Source organism: Pseudoxanthomonas beigongshangi, from assembly GCF_016820515.1.
Classification (GTDB): domain Bacteria; phylum Pseudomonadota; class Gammaproteobacteria; order Xanthomonadales; family Xanthomonadaceae; genus Pseudoxanthomonas_A; species Pseudoxanthomonas_A beigongshangi.
This window is the reverse complement of the sequence record NZ_JADHDV010000021.1, coordinates 1-15571: the sequence shown is the minus strand read 5'-3', so window position 1 is coordinate 15571 and position 15571 is coordinate 1. Positions and strand designations below refer to the sequence as shown.

Here is a 15571-nt window from a genome sequence, read left to right as displayed (position 1 = left end):
AGTCGGGCTTGGCGGACCTAAGATCCTGCCGTACCAAGGGGCGCGACGGGGTCTATTTCGGATATGTCGCTTAGCCGTACTCGAACGGCCATTTATCAGCATTTGCCATCAGGAGACGTAATGTCGCGCTTGTTTTTTCTACTATTCCTGCTTCCCTTCACCCTGCATGCGCGTGATTTCAAATCAGAGAGCGAGACCAAGGCGTTCTCCGATTCGGTAATGAAGGAAGTCGCGACAGGTAATCTGAAAGGCGGATTCGATCAGATCGGTGCCGTCTATACCGTCATTCCCAAGGTGGAACTTGATGCGCTGGCCAGTCAGGCCATGCTCCAGGTTCCCGTCATGGAGGCGAGGTTCGGAAAGAGCATCGGATATGAGTTCATCTCCGAAAGCCGGGCCGGCGATTCGGTGCTCAAGTACGTCTATCTTCAAAAGTTCGAGAAGCACGCCATCGTCTGGCAGTTTGTGTTCTATCGCCCTGGGCAGGCGTGGATCCTGAACTCGTTCAAGTATAGGGATTCGGTGCTGGACGAGCTCTGACGGCTGAGCGTTCATGCCATTGGGGCCGCCACGTGTCGCTTGTTGGCTGAACCCAACGATTTCAAAATGAACTAGTGTCGTTGAATCAGCGAATCGCCGGATCGAACATGAAAATTGCGCAAACCTTATTCCTGCTTGTTTGCCTGTTTTCGGCGCCCCATTTGCATGCGGCGGATACGGCGGGGGGCGGAAGAGTCGCCTCATGCAGAAGCGATTCGCCTTGTCATGCAACATCGTGCTGACGAGGTCAGGAAGATGGATGAGGCGGATCAATGGTGGCATGACACGGAAGAGCGGACCTGGTCGGCCAAACGTCCTTTTGGGCCTGGTGTTGTCGACAGTACCCACCTCTTCATTGTCACGTATGCAATCGATGGTCATATCGTAGGCACCTGGAGGGTGGATACCCGAACCGGCGAAGTAGCAGGCCCAGCTGAATCCATTTCAGCCGAGTGAGGATGTATCAACTCGAACTGGATTTCCTTTCTGGCGGGATGCAGCCGCCGTCTCGTCGAGCTAAAGAAATGATAGGAGAGGGCGATTGATAGAACTCCCCATAAGAGACCCCTGCGATCTTTGTGAAACGGCGGGACGCGAAGACAGATGGGCGGTCATCGATGAGGGCGAACATACGCTTACCGTGATCAATCCCTGGCAATTCGAAGTCGGCCAGTGTTGTGTCATCACACGCCGGCATGTCGCCACGCTGCTCGATCTTTCCCGCCAGGAATGCGAAGAAGTACTGGTGTCGGCCAAGCGGCTCGCGGAGGCGCTGGTCAGGACATATCAGCCCCTTGGAATACTGACTTTCCAGAACAACGGGGTCTACAGTGGACAGGAAACACCGCACTTCCATTTCCATGTCGTGCCCCGGCAGAAAGGCAGCGACTGGGGCATCGGACCGCCCCAACTCGCGACCTTCGATGGCGCCGGACGTCAACGGGGGACGCCGCACGATCCGAGCGGGGATGCGCAGCGTCTGGCCAGGGTTCGGGTTTCCGCCGGGCAGTTGGCTGAAACCGCTGCCTTGGTCCGGTCGAATCTGCCGAGCTAGCCAGTTGATTCCTGTGGGCGGCTGAGCTGTCCGGAAACACGCAGGCGGGAGCCGCGGGGCGAATCGGAAGTGCCGCTTTTGCGCTTGTTTGCTGGTTTGGCCGAGCGGTTATGTCAGGTGGACTGAGGATGGCAGCCCATAGGGTGTTCCGTAAATGTACGAATAGCCCGGTTCCGGGTACCTGCTACCAGGTAATCAAATGGTCATGACAGATGAATCCAAACTACTGAAACAACTGGAATTGGATCTGCTCGATCCCGCAGGCCGTTCCGATTCCGTTCTTCTGGACAGGCTCATCGCGGACGACTTCATTGAAGTGGCAGCCAGCGGCAGGGCGTTTGGAAAGGACGAGGTGCTCGCCCGCCTTCCTTCGGAGATGGGCATTTTGTTTCGCGCCGAAGATCTCACGGTGCGCCTGATCGCGCCCACGGTCGGTCTTGTTACTTACTCGGTAACCCGTACCGCGGGCGGCGCGCCCGCCGTATCCAGGCGCTGCTCAATCTGGCGCCTCGATCAGAAGCAGTGGCGCATGGTCTACCATCAGGGGACAGCTGAACTCAGCCAGGAATCCGCGCAATCACCTTGATCTCGAAGTCGAAGCCCGCCAGCCAGTTCACGCCGACCGCAGTCCAGTTCGGATAGGGCGCCTTGGGGAAGATTTCGCTCTTGATCTTCATGACGGTGCCGAACTGGTGTTCCGGGTCGGTATGGAAGGTGGTCACGTCGACAATGTCGTCCAGCCCGCAGCCACCGGCTTCCAGGGTCGCTTCGAGATTGGCGAACGCCAGCCGGACCTGCGCTTCGAAGTCCGGTTCGGGCGAGCCATCGCCGCGGCTGCCGACCTGGCCGGAAACAAACAGCAGATCGCCCGATCGGATCGCGGCGGAATAGGTCTGGGAGGAGTAGAGGTCGTGCCGGCCGGCAGGGAATACGGGGTCACGCGGTGTCATGGGGATGCTCCTGTTGTTGTCAGGTCATGCGGCCGGGTGCGCGGCGTCCGGCAGCTTGGCGACGGCCTTGATCTCGAACTGAAAGCCGTACAGCCACGTCACGCCGATACCGGTCAGCGCGGGATGCGGCGCCTCGCCCCAGAATTCGGGCACGATTTTCCACGCGCGTTCGAAGTTCCGCTCCGGGTCGACGAGGAAGACAGTGACGTCCACGACATCGTCGAAGGTGCAGCCGGCTTCGGCCAGGATGGCGTTGAGGTTGCGGAAGGCCTGGCGCACCTGGTCCTCGAAACCCGGCTCCGGCGAGCCGTCCTCGCGGCTGCCGACCTGCCCGGACACGAACAGGAAACCGTTGGAACGCACTGCCGGGGAATAGCGGTTGCGCTCGTACAGGGCACGGCGGCCCGGGGGAAAGACGACATCACGGGTACTCATGGAAATCTCCTGATGGGGCGGCGCCCGGTTTCTGCCGCTCACTCTAGGTAGCCGCCCCGGAGCGATAAACACGCCGAACGCGGGATCACTGTTTGTAGAATCCAAACAATCCCAACGTCCGGAACCCCCATGGACCGTCTCGATGCGATGCAGGCCTTCGTCCGCGTGGTGGAAACCGGCAGCTTCACCAAGACGGCCGAGACCTTGCAGTCCAGCAAGACCCGCGTCACACAGCTGGTGCAGCAACTGGAAACCCATCTGCGGGTCAAGCTGCTGAACCGCACCACGCGCAAGGTCAACGTCACCGCCGACGGCGCCGCCTACTACGAGCGGGTGGTGCGCCTGCTGGGCGACCTGGACGACGCCGAGACCAGTCTGTCCGCTGCTTCCGCATCGCCGCGCGGGCGCCTGCGCGTGGACGTGCCCGCACCGCTGGCCAGTCTGGTGCTGGTGCCGGCGCTTCCGGATTTCCACGCGCGCTATCCGGATATCCAGCTCGATCTGGGCGCGAGCGATCGCAAGGTGGATTTGATCGACGAGAACGTGGACTGCGTGGTACGGGGCGGCGAACTCGCCGACCCGTCCCTGCGCGCCCGCCATGTCGCCGATCTGCCGCTCGGCGTCTATGCCGCACCGGCCTACCTCGCGCGCAACGGCACGCCGGCGCATCCGCAGGCACTGGAAGACAGCCGGCACCGCATCGTCGGCTATCGCAGCTCGCGCATCCGCAGTGCCTTGATGTCTCCCCTGCGCCAGGGCGGGGAAGAGGTGCGCGTGCAGGGACGCCACGTATTGTCGGTGGATGACGGCAACGCCTATCTGGCCGCCGGGGTGGCCGGCCTGGGGGTGATTTGGCTGCCGCAATACATGGCCAACGGACCGACAGCGCGCGGCGAGTTGGTGCGGCTGTTCGAGGACTGGCAACTCGATGCGATGCCGTTGTATCTGGCGTTCCCGCCCAGCCGGCACGTCAGCCGCAAGCTGCGGGTGTTCATCGACTGGGTGGTGGAACTGATGGCGCGGCACGCGCCGGCCATCCAGCCGCCGGGGACGCCGGCGTCGCGATGAGGCAGGTTTACCGTTGCCTTCGTCGTGGCTTGGCGGGCACTTTGCCTATCAAGGCTGTTCGACGGACGGGACAGTCGGCCGTCGGTGCAGGGATGACGACGGTTGGATTTGTTTGTCCTGGCGCATGCGAATGGACACGGGTTTCCGCACGGCGCTAGGATGCCGGGACTTGGGGACACAGGGAACGTATGAGAATTTCAATCTGCGGCAAGGGATTTGCGTGGAGTCTGGCCGTGTGTGTGATGGCGGTGATATCTCCTGCGTGGGCAGGGAACGATCTGGACCCCTTGCGCGCGCAATTCGCCCTGCAGGATGAGCGCATCGACTACGCCGACGCCAAACTGGTGGTGGACAGGCTGGTCGAACCGGCAACCGACACTGATGCCGTGATGCGCGAACTGGACAACTGGGAACGGACGGTTCGTAGCCAGGTGCCGGCCAATGCGACCTCGCGACAAGTACTCGATGCGTTGCTCCGCACGCTATATGAGCCCGGTACGTGGAACCAGGAAAAACCGTTCACGTACGACTTGGGCGATCCTTTGGGCCATAACCCGAAGAACAAGCAACTGGCCGTCTATCTGGCGACGCGCAAGGGAAATTGCGTCTCCATGCCCATCCTGTTCGCCATTCTGGGCCAACGCCTGGGCTTGCCCGTGGCGTTGGCGACGGCACCCAATCATGTACTGGTGAAGTTCGCCGATGAATCCCAGCAGGCCTGGCTCAATGTCGAGGCCACTGCCGGGGGATTCAAGTACGACAGCAGCTACGAACGCGAGACCGGCATCTCCGAAAAGGCGATTCAGAATGGGATCTATCTACGTCCCCTGTCGCCCCGTGAGGGCGTGGGCGTCATCGCCAGCTCGCTGATGGAGCACTACGGTGCCAGCCAGCAGGTGGACGACCTGATGGCCGTCACCGACATGGCCCTGTCCGCGAACCCGAAGGACCCGGTGGCGCTGGTATGGAAGGCGAATGCCTACTATTTCCAGTTGCAGGAGCGCTACGTGCGTCGTTATCCGGATGCGGCGAAGATTCCCGCCGCAGAGTTGGCGGACTACCAGCGCTTGAGCCAGGAGAATCTGGCCTGGTTCGGCAAGGCCGAGGCGCTCGGCTGGACACCGGGAACCGACGAGCAGGATGCGGACTATCTGAAATCGGTCGAGAATGAAAAATTGAGAAGGGGGCAATGATGTTCAGACGCTGGAGAGCACTTTGTACGATTGCCTTGTCCGTGTTTCCACTAGGCGTGGAGGCGCGGTTCCTTTCGGTTGACCCTGTGCAGGCGAGTCCAGTTACCGGGGCAAACTTCAATCGCTATTGGTATGCAAACAACAACCCCTATCGATTTTATGATCCAGACGGCAGGGTTGCATATCAAAATGGCAATACAGTAGTCATCCCGGTTTATTATCAAGGTTCGGGCGCTACGCCGGAGTTCATTGCGGGCCAGGTAAAGGCGGCGAGCGGTCTGGTCACCGAAGATGGGACGAAGTTCCAGATCATTCCGCTCGCAAAGAACATGTATCCATCCGGAAATGTGATGGATGTTTCACCAGGACAAAACCCGCGTACACCAAAGGGTGAAGGTGTCATACCAGGCTTCAACGGTTCTGTGGCACATATTGATTCGACTCGTTCTGACGTCGCGGGCGCCACTCTGCACGATACGCTCCATTTCGTTCCTGGATTGGGAGATCCGAGGAAATCGGATGGCTATCTCGAAACCAAGAATCCTCAGACGGGTGCGAGGGAGTTTTCCGGATACAAGAATGGTTTTGGCCCTGACCAGATAATGGCGAATACATCAGGAAACATCTTGCGGGCGCACGAAACATCTTTCATGAAGGATGCGAATAATGGCTTGGGTAGCAAGCAAGACTTGGACAAGGTGCTGGAGCATGGGAAGTAGAATATCATTTCATTTCTCCCCTCGGATTCGTAAATCTACATTGGGTGTGATGGCTTTTGGTGTGTTCGCTGGCGTGCAGGCAACTCCTCCGCCTGTGAGGCATCCGCTTGCATGTACTCCGATCTTTTGCATCGACGTTGCGTCACGTGCTCCTTACTTTCCTCAAGAGGTGCGCTCTTCATTCGAGCTTGAACACAGGAACTCCGCGCTCGTCGTGCAGCTTGAGAACAATGTCGAGGTGGCATTTCACTCGGTCATCCGAACGAATGTCGACCAGCGAGGGCGCGCGGGTCCAATCCAATGGAAATACTCGAATGGCCGGGCCGTCGCCTCCGGATGCCTCGACTGCGGCAGCACCAGGAATCGAAACCCAGGAAGGATTTTCATGGGGATTGTGGTCAGTCCGGTTCCATCGGAGTTCAATGGTGCTCTCTCCCAGGCAATCGAAGTCTGCGTTTGGCCAGTTAGCATGGAGCCCTCTCCCGGAGGGCCGAAAGATCATCTCGTGCTAGGCGACAAAATCTGCGTTTCCAGATAGTGCTGGTGCCATGAAAAAAGTATCCATGAGCGCTGCAGGGAATCAACTCAAGCCGGGTGGCCACCGCCTGCGGCGCTCCGGCTCTCAATATAGCTAGTCGCACTGATCAACCGATCGAATTCAACAGTCCCGCCAATCGGTAAGGCTTGGGAATGAACTCGAAGCGTTCCGGCAGTTGCGGCAGATGCCCCAGCTGATGGCCGGAGGCGACGATGATTTTCGCCGCGGGATTGAGCCGCGCGGCCTCGTGGGCCACGTCGATACCTGAGACGCCGTCCGGCATGCTCACATCGGTGATGACTGAGTCGAATGGAATGCCGGTGTGAAGCAATTCCAGTGCGTCACGGCCGTTGGCGGCCACGCAGACCTCGAACCCTTCGGAAGACAGGGCGTCGGCCACGACTTCCGCGATGTCGGGTTCGTCTTCAACGAACAGTATCCTGCGAACCTTCTCCATCGTCTTTCTCCATGCCTGCGGGCAACCAGATGCGGAAGGTGGCGCCTTGACCGGGATTGCTGGCGAGTTGGACAAATCCACCGGACTGGGAAGCCAGGCCGAACACCTGGCTGAGTCCGAGGCCACTTCCCTTTCCTACTTCCTTGGTTGTGAAGAAGGGGTCGAATACCCTGGCTTGCAGCTCGACGGGGATGCCGGGCCCGTCATCGCTGACCTCGGCACAGACGTGCAGCGAGGGTTCGCTGTCGGGCTGCAGGGGATTGTTCATCAGGGCGGCGGACGTCCGCACGACGATGCTGCCGTTCCCGGACAGGGCGTCGCGGCTGTTGCAGACGAGGTTGAGGATGGCCGCTTCCAACTGGGCCCGATCCACCAGCACGGGCGGGAGATGGTCGGACAGCTCGAAGCGCAGGCTGACCTGATCCGCGCAGGCACGCTCGAACAGGTCGGCCGACTTGCGAATGAGTTCGCTCAGGTGGGTAGGTTGTGAAAGCAGGTTCTGCCCGCGCCCGAAGGTCAGCAACTGGCGGGTGAGCAGGGCGCCACGGTCGCAGGCGCGGATGGCGGCCTTCAGCGGCGAGGCGATGTTGTCGTTGCCGACCGTCCTGGCCGCGATCACGTCCAGGCTGTTGAGGATGACCGTGAGCAGGTTGTTGAAGTCGTGCGCCAGCCCGAGGGTGAGCTTGCCGATGGCCTCCATCTTCTGCGCCTGGAGCAGGGCGTCGCGCGCTTCCTCCAGTCGCTTCTGCGCCGAATACCGCTCGGTCACGTCGCGCGTGACCTTGGCGAATCCGATCAAATCGCCATCCTCCCAGATGGGTTCGATGACGACGCTGGCCAGGAACCGGCTGCCGTCCTTGCGCACGCGCCAGCCTTCGGCGGAGAGGCCGCCGTGCTCGGCGGCGGCGCGGAGATTGTTGCGCGGAACCTCGGCGGCGATGTCCTCGGGCGTGTAGAAGCGGGAGAAATGCTCGCCGATGATTTCCCGCGCGGAATAACCCTTGATGCGCTGGCCGCCCGGATTCCAGGAGCAGATGTAGCCTTCGGGATCGAGCATGTAGATGGCGTAGTCCGTGACGCTCTTGATGAGCAAAGACAACTGCCTGGATTCGTCCTCCAGTGTCTTGGGTTGGCTGAGTCTGAGCATGTGAATGTCTCGTGGCCCCATGCCTGAAAACTAGGATGCTGTTTGTTAAAAAGGAGTGAGTTCGGTCCCTCGATTCTTGCAGGACCCGTCCCGAGAGCGTATATGTGTAGGACTTGCTGAGCGGCAGCTCATTCTCGCCATCCATCCAAGGCGACCACACTTCCTTTCGGCACACACTCATGGCCTTGTGGCCAAGGATGCATCGTGTCCCGAGGTCGTCGTCAGGTGTTTGTCCTGCATGTGGGCGCCGCGCAGTCCGTCGGTCCGGACGAGTTGCGGGTCATGTGGGCGACTGCCTGCGGTTCGCTGGATATCAACGTGACGCGGCAGGCGCGCGGCGGCGAGCACCCGGGACGCCCCAGCTACGGACTCTGGGTGGGCGAGACGTTCGACCGGCACGGCGCGGAAGCCCGGATGCGGGATCTGCTCATGGCGCGCGGCTATTTGTTCACTCTCAGAAGTACGGCCCAGTAGGAGGTTGCATGGCGTTCGACATTGGAATCGGGAAGTGCCGTTCGATTACGAACGATACGGTGGATGTGTGGGTGGACAGTTCCGTGGTCCGCCGGATTCTCCCCGATGTGGCGTGGAAGCAGGCCGGCATCAGCGTGCTGCGGATTCCGCAGACGGTGTGCAGCACGGTCCGACCGCTGGTCGTTGGCGAGGAAGTGTTTCTGGGCAGCGACGCACTGAACGCGAAGAGCTTCGGCCAGCTCGACTTCCACGGTACCGGGGATTTCAGCCGTGTTGGCCTGGGAAAGCTGGTGCCCGTCCTCGACGAAAGCCAGCCGCCGCCGCCGAGCCGGAAGAACAGCTGGCGCTGAAGCGTCGCCCGCCAAGGCTGTTCACCCTGAAAAGGCCGCCACAGCTGCGGATTGTCCGCCCGTTCCAGCTCGGCTAAAGTGCCGCGACCGGCGGGGGACGGGTGATGACAGGGAAGTTGGACCAATGGATCATAGGAATGGCCTGGTTGCTGGCCGGCCTGTGCGGCAGGGCTTCGGCGCAGTCGCTGGACCGCATCACCCTCAACGCGCCCGAGCTGTCCGCCGGCGCCTATACCTGGGACGCACCCGGCGCCCGCATCGAAGAAAGCCTGGAACCGGGCGATGAAATCTACGGCGGTACCGTGAATCTGACGCCCAGGGGCGGACAGGGTGGCGGGTACCGCATGCGTGTGCAGTTTGAAACCAGCCTGGGCATCAGCGGAGAAGGTCCGCATGTGGACCTGATCGATTTCCGCCATTGCGTCTCGGAATGGCATGTCGCCAGCAGCGCCGACGGGCGCCGTTTCACCGTGCCAACACCGACCGACGAGGAATCCGGATGCGTTCCCCGGGCCGCTCCCGATGAAATCCGCGTCGCCGCCCGCAAGGCATTGGCCGGTTGGAGCGACACGCAGGAGACCACGGAGCATTGGCTAGGCCTCATCAAGGACATCAAGTCACCGGCCGACTCGCCGATGTATTCGGCCATGAGCGAAATCAGAATCCAGGTGGAAGCGCGTGTGGACGGTCGCTGGAAACCGGTGACGCGACTGGTGTTTGCGGTGCCGATGGGATGTTGAATGGCGCAACACGGGCGCCCGGAACGACAGGACCTTGGGGGGGGAATGTACGAGGAACGCGTGGAAATCTATTCCGACCGCACCAACGCGGTCGTGCTGCGCCATCACGGTCGCAAGCATCCCGGCGTGCTGGTGCAGGGCGATGCATTGTTCATGATGTTCCAGTGTGCCGATGCGGCGTGCGAGGCCGCGCGTGGCGTGCTTCCATCGGAAGCACAGGATGAACTCACCGACTTGCGCGATACGTTGCTGGCCTATCTGGATCACTACAAGACCGTGCTGGGTGAGCACGGCATGGCGATGCCATTTCCCGAATCTCCGTGAAAGGGAAGCGTCGCTATGACTTCTGGCGCCACAGCCAGATCGCCAGCGGCACGAAGCTCAGGTAGACCAGCGGCAGGTAGAGTGTGCCGTAGAGCGCGTCGAACTTCGGTCCGATGAGGTAGCTGTCGATCATCCGCAGGAACAGTCGCACGGCATTCAGGCCGAAGGCCCACAGCGCCAGCCAGTGCATGCGGTCGCGGCCCAGCGCGAGGCATGCCAGCACGCTGCCCAGCAGCCACGACAGGCCCAGCGGGAAGTACAGCGCGTACTGCACCGACTGGAAGCTGCCCTGCGCGGCCAGGATGCGTGCGTGTTCGGCCGTGTCGGTGGTGGCCCGGTATTGCTCCGGCAGGGCCAGGTAGACATGGAACAGCTCCACCGCGCGCAACTGGACTTCCAGCAGGCAGAACACGAAGAAGCCGAGGAACGCCAACACCGCCAGTGCAGGATTGCGCCGCCAGGCGATACCGCAAGCCACCAGGAACAGATAGGCCAGCCCGAAGAACGACAGCAGCATGCTGGTCGCGCGCGCCAGGTTGAGCGGATGTGGCCCCTGCAACAGTTGCTGCACGGGATCGCCGGCTTCCGGCAGATGCCCGAACACGTACCACTGGAACGATTGCACGGCGACGTAAATCAAGGCGACGACAGCGGCGATGCGACGGTGCCGAGGGGTATCGAACATGCGGACTCCCGGAACGGGGACGGGAACGAACGGCGCAAGCGTACCCGAATCGGAGCGCCGGGCGAGGGCTGGCCTCCGTTTTATGCATGCGTCTTTTCTGTTGATAGTGGTCTGATGCGCAGGCCACTGATGCCTGTAAAAGTCCCTTCCCCCGCGCTGCGGGGGAAGGTGCCCGAAGGGCGGATGGGGGCGCTCCTTCGCCCTGCCGTCCCGGCTCGCTCGCCACCCTGTGAAAGCCGAGCACGGACTGGTGTGACCCGGCAGGCCGCGGATACTTCACCCGTCCCGCGAAATCAGCAGACGGATGCCTCTCAACCGTCCAGCATCGCTTGCGCCAGATCGGCGACGGCGAAGTCCGAGGCGATGCCCTGTTCGTCCTCATCCTCCAGGAACCATGCCGCCGACAGGCCGGCGAAGGCGACCACCCAACGCAGCAGGCGTTGCGGCTCCAACCTTGTGGCTTCGGCAATCACGTCGAATTGGCGATGGAAGCGTTCGGGCCGGGTGACGGTGGGCAGGTCCGGATTGGTCAGCAGGTTGGCGTAGTCGAAGCCGCGTTCACCGGTGACGCATTTGGGATCGATGGCGAGCCAGCCGCGCTCGTCGAAGTCCAGCACGTTGCGGTGATGCATGTCGCCGTGCAGGACCACTGGATCCTGCGGATCGTCCAGCAGCCCCAGCGCCATGGTCCAGCAACGCGCGAAGCGGGCATCGATTCCGGCCACGGCTTCCAGCGAACGAAACCACGGCCGCAGCGGCACCAGGTGCGCTGGCGGCGGAGCGGCGCGTGGCGCATGCAGGCGGGCGAGGGTGGCGCAGAGGATGCGGCTGGCTTCATCGTCCCGGCCGTCCAGCGCCATCGCGAACAGATCGCGCGTGCCGGTGGCGCGTTCCATCAGCAGGGTGTCGTCTTCATGCCCATACACGTGCGCGGCGCCGTCGCCGTTCCACCAGCGCATCAGTGCACCGCCGGATTTTTCCTCCGCGGTCAGTGCCCGCTTGAGCATGGCGGGGCGGCCCCGCCAGCGTACCGGCAGCAATTGGCTGCCGGGCGTGGCGAAGGCGTCGCCATCAACGGTGAGTTGCCATTGATCGAGCAGGGGCTGCCAATTGAAGGAGAGAGGCTTCATGCGACCGGATCATAGCCAACCTCGTCGACACTATCGGATCCTGGGCCGGCATCCCTGTGGGAGCGACGTCAGTCGCGAACCTGTCAATCCGGATCGACGCTCGTCAGGACGCGTTTGGCATCGCGAATCGCGACTGACGTCGCTCCCACAAGAGGAGGTTCAAAAGAAAAAGGCCGCGTCGCGGCCTTTTCTTTTGACTCATGCGGCGGGTTGCCGCAGCGCTTCCGAATCCCAGCCGGGACGCGGGGCGAAGCGGTCGCCGTGGCGCGCCTGCAGGGCCTTGAGCCTGGCCAGCAGCGTGTCGGCGCCGGTGCTGCGGATGTACTGGATGGGGCCGCCACGGAACGGCGCGAAACCGGTGCCGAAGATCACGCCGGCATCCAGCAGATCGCCGTCGGACACCACGCCATCGTGCAGGCAGGCCACCGCTTCATTGAGCAGCGGCAGGATCAGGCGGTCCTCCAGATCCTCCGGCGCCTTGTAGTCCTGCGGCACCTCCGGCTTGACCGGCTTGCCGTTCTCCCACTTGTACAGACCCTGGCCGTCCTTCTTGCCGCGCTTGCCGGATTCCACGTTGCCCAGGGCGGCGGGAACCGTGAGGCCGAGGAACGGAGCCAGTTCCATGCCTACGCCGGCGGCCACGTCCAGGCCGACGGTGTCGATCAGTTCGATCGGTCCCATCGGCATGCCGAACTTCACCGCCGCCTTGTCGATGACCGGGCCGGGAATGCCTTCGGCATACGCGTTGGCCGCTTCCAGCATGTACGGGAACAGCACGCGGTTGACCAGGAAGCCGGGCGTGCCGGCGACCGGCACCGTCAGCTTGTCGATGGCCTTGCAGAACGCCGCCAGGCGCTTTTCGGTCTCCGGCGCCATCGCGTCGTGGCGGATGATTTCCACCAGCGGCATCAACGCGACCGGATTGAAGTAGTGCAGGCCGGCGAACTGCGCCGGTCGCTGGATGTGCTCGCGCAGCTCGGTCAACGGAATGGACGAGGTGTTGGTGGTCAGCAGCGCGTCGGGTTTCAGGCGCGGCTCGACCGACTGGTACAGATCGCGCTTGGCTTCCGGGTTCTCGATGATCGCCTCGATCACCAGATCCGCTTCCGGCACGCCGTCGCCGGCCAGGTCGCTCTTCAGCCGCGCGGCCACCGCCGGACGCTTGGCCTCGTCCTTCACCCGCTTGGCGAACAGTTCCTGCGCGCGGGTCATCGCGCCGTCGATGAAGCGCTGCTCGCGATCCTGCAGGGTGACTTCGAAACCCTTGTAGGCCGACCAGGCGGCGATGTCGCCGCCCATCACGCCGGCGCCGACCACGTGCACGCGCTGGATGCCGTGATCCTTGCCGCCCAGGCCCTTGAGCCGCTCGGTCAGGAAGAAGATCCGCACCAGGTTGCGCGCGGTCGGGGTGGACGCCAGCTTGACCACCGCCTTGCGCTCGGCGTCCAGGCGGCCCTGGATGCCCTTGCCGCCGGATTGCTGCCAGGTGTTGATGAGCGCGTAGGGCGCGGGGTAGTGCGCGCGCGGCGCCTTGCGGGCGACCTGCTTGGTCATCTGCGGCGCCAGGATCTTGCGCGCGATCCAGGTGTTGCTGATCCAGCCCAGGAAGCGCTGCTGGAACGGACGCTGCACGCTGTTCTGGATCAGGCCGATGGCGGTGTCCAGCAATACCGCCGGCTCCACCACCTTGTCCACCAGGCCCATCGCGCGGGCGGCGCTGGCCGACAGCGTGCGGCCGGTGAGCATCATGTCCATCGCCTTGGGCGAGCCGATCAGCCGCGGCAGGCGCGCGCTGCCGCCCCAGCCCGGGAAGATGCCCAGCTTCACCTCGGGCAGGCCGATGCGGGTGGACGCGTCACTGGAGGCGACGCGATAGCGGCAGGCCAGCGAAATCTCGGTGCCGCCGCCCATGCAGAAGCCGTGGATGGCCGAGACGGTCGGGCAGGGCAGTTCGGCCAGCTTCTGGAACACGGTCTGGCCGCGACGGATGGCGTCGTTGACGGTGCCGCGGCGATCGAATTCCTGGAACTCCTTCAGGTCCGCGCCGGCGATGAAACCGGAGCTCTTGGCCGAGCGCAGCACCAACCCCTTGGGCGGGTCGATGGCGAGGCGTTCGAGCAGATCGGACAGCTCGATCAACGCGTCCTGGGAGAACGCGTTGACGCTGGCACCCTGGCGGTCGAAGCTGAGGACGACGATGCCGTCGCTGCGCAGTTCGGTCTGCCAGTGACTGAATCGAAGCCCATCGAAGTTTGCGGCCATGATCGGACCATCCGTTTACGTATGGACAAGACCGCTATCATCCCGAGGTTGTTTAACCCGCGTCAAATCCGCATATCCGGGAGAGGGGTTGATCGACGGCCGGGGAAATGATCCCGCGCCGGCGGTTAAATTCTTGATATCCCGCCGGTTTTTCCCGGCTGGCATGCCGGTTCCGGGCGTTGTTGCCCGGAGCCGCGCGATGGCCCGGCCCGGAGCGCCGGCGGGATGGGAAACGGGGCCGGTCAGGCCCGCGACCCACCCGTGAACTTTTTTCCGCGGATGCGGTCACATTGCCCGGCTGATGGCCGAGCTCACAGGAGTGCAGCCCGGCATGGCCGGAACCGATTCAACACAGGAGTTGGACCTCGAACTGGTCAAGCGGGTGCAGCGCGGCGACAGCGCGGCCTTCGATCTGCTGGTGCGCAAGTACCAGCATCGGGTGGTGGCCCTGATCGGGCGCTACATCCATGACTGGAGCGAATGCCAGGACGTGGCCCAGGAAACCTTCCTGCGCGCTTATCGCGCGCTGGGGAACTTCCGCGGCGATGCCCAGTTCTATACGTGGCTTCATCGGATTGCAGTGAATACCGCCAAGAACCACCTTGTAGCGCACAACCGCAGGCCGCCGACGGATGACGTCGACGCCGCCGACGCCGAGCAGTACGACGCCGGCAGTCGCCTTCGCGACACGGATACCCCCGAACGCGAATTGATGCGCCAGGAACTGGAGCGCACGGTCATGAAGGCCGTGGACGCGCTGCCCGAGGAATTGAGGACCGCCATCACCCTGCGCGAGGTGGAAGGTCTGAGCTATGAGGAAATCGCGCAGAAGATGGATTGCCCCATCGGCACCGTGCGTTCCCGCATTTTCCGTGCGCGTGAAGCCATCGATGCCGAGTTGCGACCCTTGCTCGATACAGAAAGTGCCACCCGGGAGCGTAGCCGCCCATGACCGTAGAACTCGACAAACTGGACATCCACAACCGCCAGCAGCTTTCGGCGTTGATGGACGGCGAGTTGTCGCCCGATGAAGCCCGTTTCCTGCTGCGCCGCCTGCAGCACGACGGCGAACTGAACGCTTGCTGGGAACGCTGGCAGCTGTGCGGCGACGTGCTGCGTGGCCAGGCCCAGGCGCCGGCACCGGAAGGTTTCGCCGCCCGGGTGGCGCTGGCCGTGGCCGCCGAGGCCCGCCAACCGGCCGCCAACCAGGAAGCGACCGGCGCGCCGCGCGGCCGGCTGGCACGCTGGGGCGGCGGTGCATTGGCCGCCTCGGTCGCACTGGTCGCCTTGTTCATGGTTCGCCAGCAGGCCCCGCAGGAGGACGCCGCTTCCGCCGCACCGTCGGTGGCCGCGGTGCCAGCCGCGCCGGCCGAAGACGCGGGTGTTCCCGCCACCGTCGCCGATACCGGCACCCTGGCCGATGGCGCCGGAGCGGCCGAACAGGCCCTGGCTTCGGCGGCGACCGCCGCGGTGGCCGTGGCCAGCGTGCCGCGTCGTGCCGATGC

At 63.1% G+C, this 15571-nt stretch carries 19 protein-coding genes; 12 read left to right on the top strand and 7 right to left on the bottom strand.

Annotated features, from left to right (window positions below; all coding sequences use genetic code 11):
• Window positions 1-120 precede the first annotated feature (120 nt).
• From IQ458_RS14910 to IQ458_RS14900, 3 genes are all read left to right on the top strand, one after another.
• On the top strand, window positions 121-540 hold the full coding sequence (locus tag IQ458_RS14910; RefSeq protein WP_183637565.1) for a hypothetical protein: 420 nt from the start codon (window positions 121-123) through the stop codon (window positions 538-540).
• 541 nt (window positions 541-1081) lie between these two features.
• On the top strand, window positions 1082-1594 hold the full coding sequence (locus IQ458_RS14905) for an HIT family protein (RefSeq protein WP_203323309.1): 513 nt from the start codon (window positions 1082-1084) through the stop codon (window positions 1592-1594).
• Between the two features lie 205 nt (window positions 1595-1799).
• Window positions 1800-2180, top strand: a complete 381-nt coding sequence (locus IQ458_RS14900; RefSeq protein ID WP_203323308.1) for a nuclear transport factor 2 family protein — start codon at window positions 1800-1802, stop codon at window positions 2178-2180.
• On the opposite strand, the gene IQ458_RS14895 is transcribed toward IQ458_RS14900, so the two are convergent.
• Both IQ458_RS14895 and IQ458_RS14890 read right to left on the bottom strand, forming a co-directional pair.
• On the bottom strand, window positions 2152-2544 hold the full coding sequence (locus tag IQ458_RS14895; protein WP_203323307.1) for a RidA family protein: 393 nt from the start codon (window positions 2542-2544) through the stop codon (window positions 2152-2154). The two genes, IQ458_RS14900 and IQ458_RS14895, sit on opposite strands and share 29 nt — an antisense overlap.
• A 24-nt stretch (window positions 2545-2568) precedes the next feature.
• Entirely contained in the window at window positions 2569-2979 is a 411-nt protein-coding gene (locus IQ458_RS14890) for a RidA family protein (protein ID WP_203323306.1), read from the bottom strand.
• Between the two features lie 129 nt (window positions 2980-3108).
• Between IQ458_RS14890 and IQ458_RS14885 the strand changes: the two genes are divergently transcribed.
• The 3 genes from IQ458_RS14885 (at window position 3109) to IQ458_RS14875 (ending at window position 5959) form a co-directional block, all read left to right on the top strand.
• Window positions 3109-4047 carry a LysR family transcriptional regulator gene (locus tag IQ458_RS14885; RefSeq protein WP_203323305.1) on the top strand — a complete coding sequence of 313 codons (939 nt, stop codon included), beginning with the start codon at window positions 3109-3111 and terminating at the stop codon, window positions 4045-4047.
• Window positions 4048-4289: 242 nt separating this feature from the next.
• The gene (locus IQ458_RS14880; RefSeq protein WP_203323304.1) at window positions 4290-5240 is read left to right on the top strand and encodes a transglutaminase family protein; all 951 of its coding nucleotides are present in this window, start codon (window positions 4290-4292) and stop codon (window positions 5238-5240) included.
• Window positions 5237-5959 (top strand): RHS repeat-associated core domain-containing protein, encoded by a 723-nt coding sequence (locus IQ458_RS14875; RefSeq protein ID WP_203323344.1) that lies wholly within the window; start codon window positions 5237-5239, stop codon window positions 5957-5959. The genes IQ458_RS14880 and IQ458_RS14875 overlap by 4 nt, the downstream gene beginning before the upstream one ends.
• Window positions 5960-6603: 644 nt before the next feature.
• Here the strand turns inward: IQ458_RS14875 and IQ458_RS14870 are convergent.
• Together IQ458_RS14870 and IQ458_RS14865 are read right to left on the bottom strand one after the other, a co-directional pair.
• Window positions 6604-6954 (bottom strand): response regulator, encoded by a 351-nt coding sequence (locus IQ458_RS14870; protein WP_203323303.1) that lies wholly within the window; start codon window positions 6952-6954, stop codon window positions 6604-6606.
• Entirely contained in the window at window positions 6923-8101 is a 1179-nt protein-coding gene (locus IQ458_RS14865) for a two-component system sensor histidine kinase NtrB (RefSeq protein WP_203323302.1), read from the bottom strand. Before IQ458_RS14865 ends, IQ458_RS14870 begins: the two co-directional genes overlap by 32 nt.
• A 204-nt stretch (window positions 8102-8305) precedes the next feature.
• Between IQ458_RS14865 and IQ458_RS14860 the strand changes: the two genes are divergently transcribed.
• From IQ458_RS14860 to IQ458_RS14845, 4 genes are all read left to right on the top strand, one after another.
• Window positions 8306-8575, top strand: a complete 270-nt coding sequence (locus IQ458_RS14860; protein ID WP_183637538.1) for a hypothetical protein — start codon at window positions 8306-8308, stop codon at window positions 8573-8575.
• Between the two features lie 8 nt (window positions 8576-8583).
• Entirely contained in the window at window positions 8584-8925 is a 342-nt protein-coding gene (locus tag IQ458_RS14855) for a hypothetical protein (protein ID WP_183637536.1), read from the top strand.
• Between the two features lie 137 nt (window positions 8926-9062).
• A complete protein-coding gene (locus IQ458_RS14850) occupies window positions 9063-9665 on the top strand; it encodes a hypothetical protein (RefSeq protein WP_203323301.1) in 603 nt (200 codons plus the stop codon).
• A complete protein-coding gene (locus IQ458_RS14845) occupies window positions 9666-9989 on the top strand; it encodes a DUF6959 family protein (RefSeq protein ID WP_425504700.1) in 324 nt (107 codons plus the stop codon).
• A gap of 13 nt (window positions 9990-10002) precedes the next feature.
• On the opposite strand, the gene IQ458_RS14840 is transcribed toward IQ458_RS14845, so the two are convergent.
• From IQ458_RS14840 to IQ458_RS14830, 3 genes are all read right to left on the bottom strand, one after another.
• A complete protein-coding gene (locus IQ458_RS14840) occupies window positions 10003-10674 on the bottom strand; it encodes a hypothetical protein (protein ID WP_203323299.1) in 672 nt (223 codons plus the stop codon).
• Between the two features lie 311 nt (window positions 10675-10985).
• Complete coding sequence (locus tag IQ458_RS14835) at window positions 10986-11804, bottom strand: aminoglycoside phosphotransferase family protein (RefSeq protein ID WP_203323298.1); 819 nt, start codon at window positions 11802-11804, stop codon at window positions 10986-10988.
• Window positions 11805-12002: 198 nt separating this feature from the next.
• The gene (locus IQ458_RS14830; protein WP_203323297.1) at window positions 12003-14066 is read right to left on the bottom strand and encodes a 3-hydroxyacyl-CoA dehydrogenase NAD-binding domain-containing protein; all 2064 of its coding nucleotides are present in this window, start codon (window positions 14064-14066) and stop codon (window positions 12003-12005) included.
• 331 nt (window positions 14067-14397) lie between these two features.
• On the opposite strand from IQ458_RS14830, the gene rpoE reads away from it, so the two are divergent.
• A complete protein-coding gene (gene rpoE / locus IQ458_RS14825) occupies window positions 14398-15018 on the top strand; it encodes an RNA polymerase sigma factor RpoE (protein ID WP_141456371.1) in 621 nt (206 codons plus the stop codon).
• Window positions 15015-15571 (top strand): sigma-E factor negative regulatory protein (locus IQ458_RS14820; RefSeq protein ID WP_203323296.1); only part of this gene is annotated, 557 nt, incomplete at its 3' end. The genes rpoE and IQ458_RS14820, both read left to right, overlap by 4 nt.

Coding starts and splice junctions, on each gene's coding strand:
- IQ458_RS14910 (WP_183637565.1), top strand. CDS start 121: ATGTCGCGCTTGTTTTTTCTACTATTCCTGCTTCCCTTCACCCTGCAT.
- IQ458_RS14855 (WP_183637536.1), top strand. CDS start 8,584: ATGGCGTTCGACATTGGAATCGGGAAGTGCCGTTCGATTACGAACGAT.
- IQ458_RS14880 (WP_203323304.1), top strand. CDS start 4,290: ATGGCGGTGATATCTCCTGCGTGGGCAGGGAACGATCTGGACCCCTTG.
- IQ458_RS14895 (WP_203323307.1), bottom strand. CDS start 2,544: ATGACACCGCGTGACCCCGTATTCCCTGCCGGCCGGCACGACCTCTAC.
- IQ458_RS14850 (WP_203323301.1), top strand. CDS start 9,063: ATGGCCTGGTTGCTGGCCGGCCTGTGCGGCAGGGCTTCGGCGCAGTCG.
- IQ458_RS14875 (WP_203323344.1), top strand. CDS start 5,237: ATGATGTTCAGACGCTGGAGAGCACTTTGTACGATTGCCTTGTCCGTG.
- IQ458_RS14845 (WP_425504700.1), top strand. CDS start 9,666: ATGGCGCAACACGGGCGCCCGGAACGACAGGACCTTGGGGGGGGAATG.
- IQ458_RS14865 (WP_203323302.1), bottom strand. CDS start 8,101: ATGCTCAGACTCAGCCAACCCAAGACACTGGAGGACGAATCCAGGCAG.
- rpoE (WP_141456371.1), top strand. CDS start 14,398: ATGGCCGGAACCGATTCAACACAGGAGTTGGACCTCGAACTGGTCAAG.
- IQ458_RS14835 (WP_203323298.1), bottom strand. CDS start 11,804: ATGAAGCCTCTCTCCTTCAATTGGCAGCCCCTGCTCGATCAATGGCAA.
- IQ458_RS14900 (WP_203323308.1), top strand. CDS start 1,800: ATGACAGATGAATCCAAACTACTGAAACAACTGGAATTGGATCTGCTC.
- IQ458_RS14870 (WP_203323303.1), bottom strand. CDS start 6,954: ATGGAGAAGGTTCGCAGGATACTGTTCGTTGAAGACGAACCCGACATC.
- IQ458_RS14830 (WP_203323297.1), bottom strand. CDS start 14,066: ATGGCCGCAAACTTCGATGGGCTTCGATTCAGTCACTGGCAGACCGAA.
- IQ458_RS14885 (WP_203323305.1), top strand. CDS start 3,109: ATGGACCGTCTCGATGCGATGCAGGCCTTCGTCCGCGTGGTGGAAACC.
- IQ458_RS14890 (WP_203323306.1), bottom strand. CDS start 2,979: ATGAGTACCCGTGATGTCGTCTTTCCCCCGGGCCGCCGTGCCCTGTAC.
- IQ458_RS14840 (WP_203323299.1), bottom strand. CDS start 10,674: ATGTTCGATACCCCTCGGCACCGTCGCATCGCCGCTGTCGTCGCCTTG.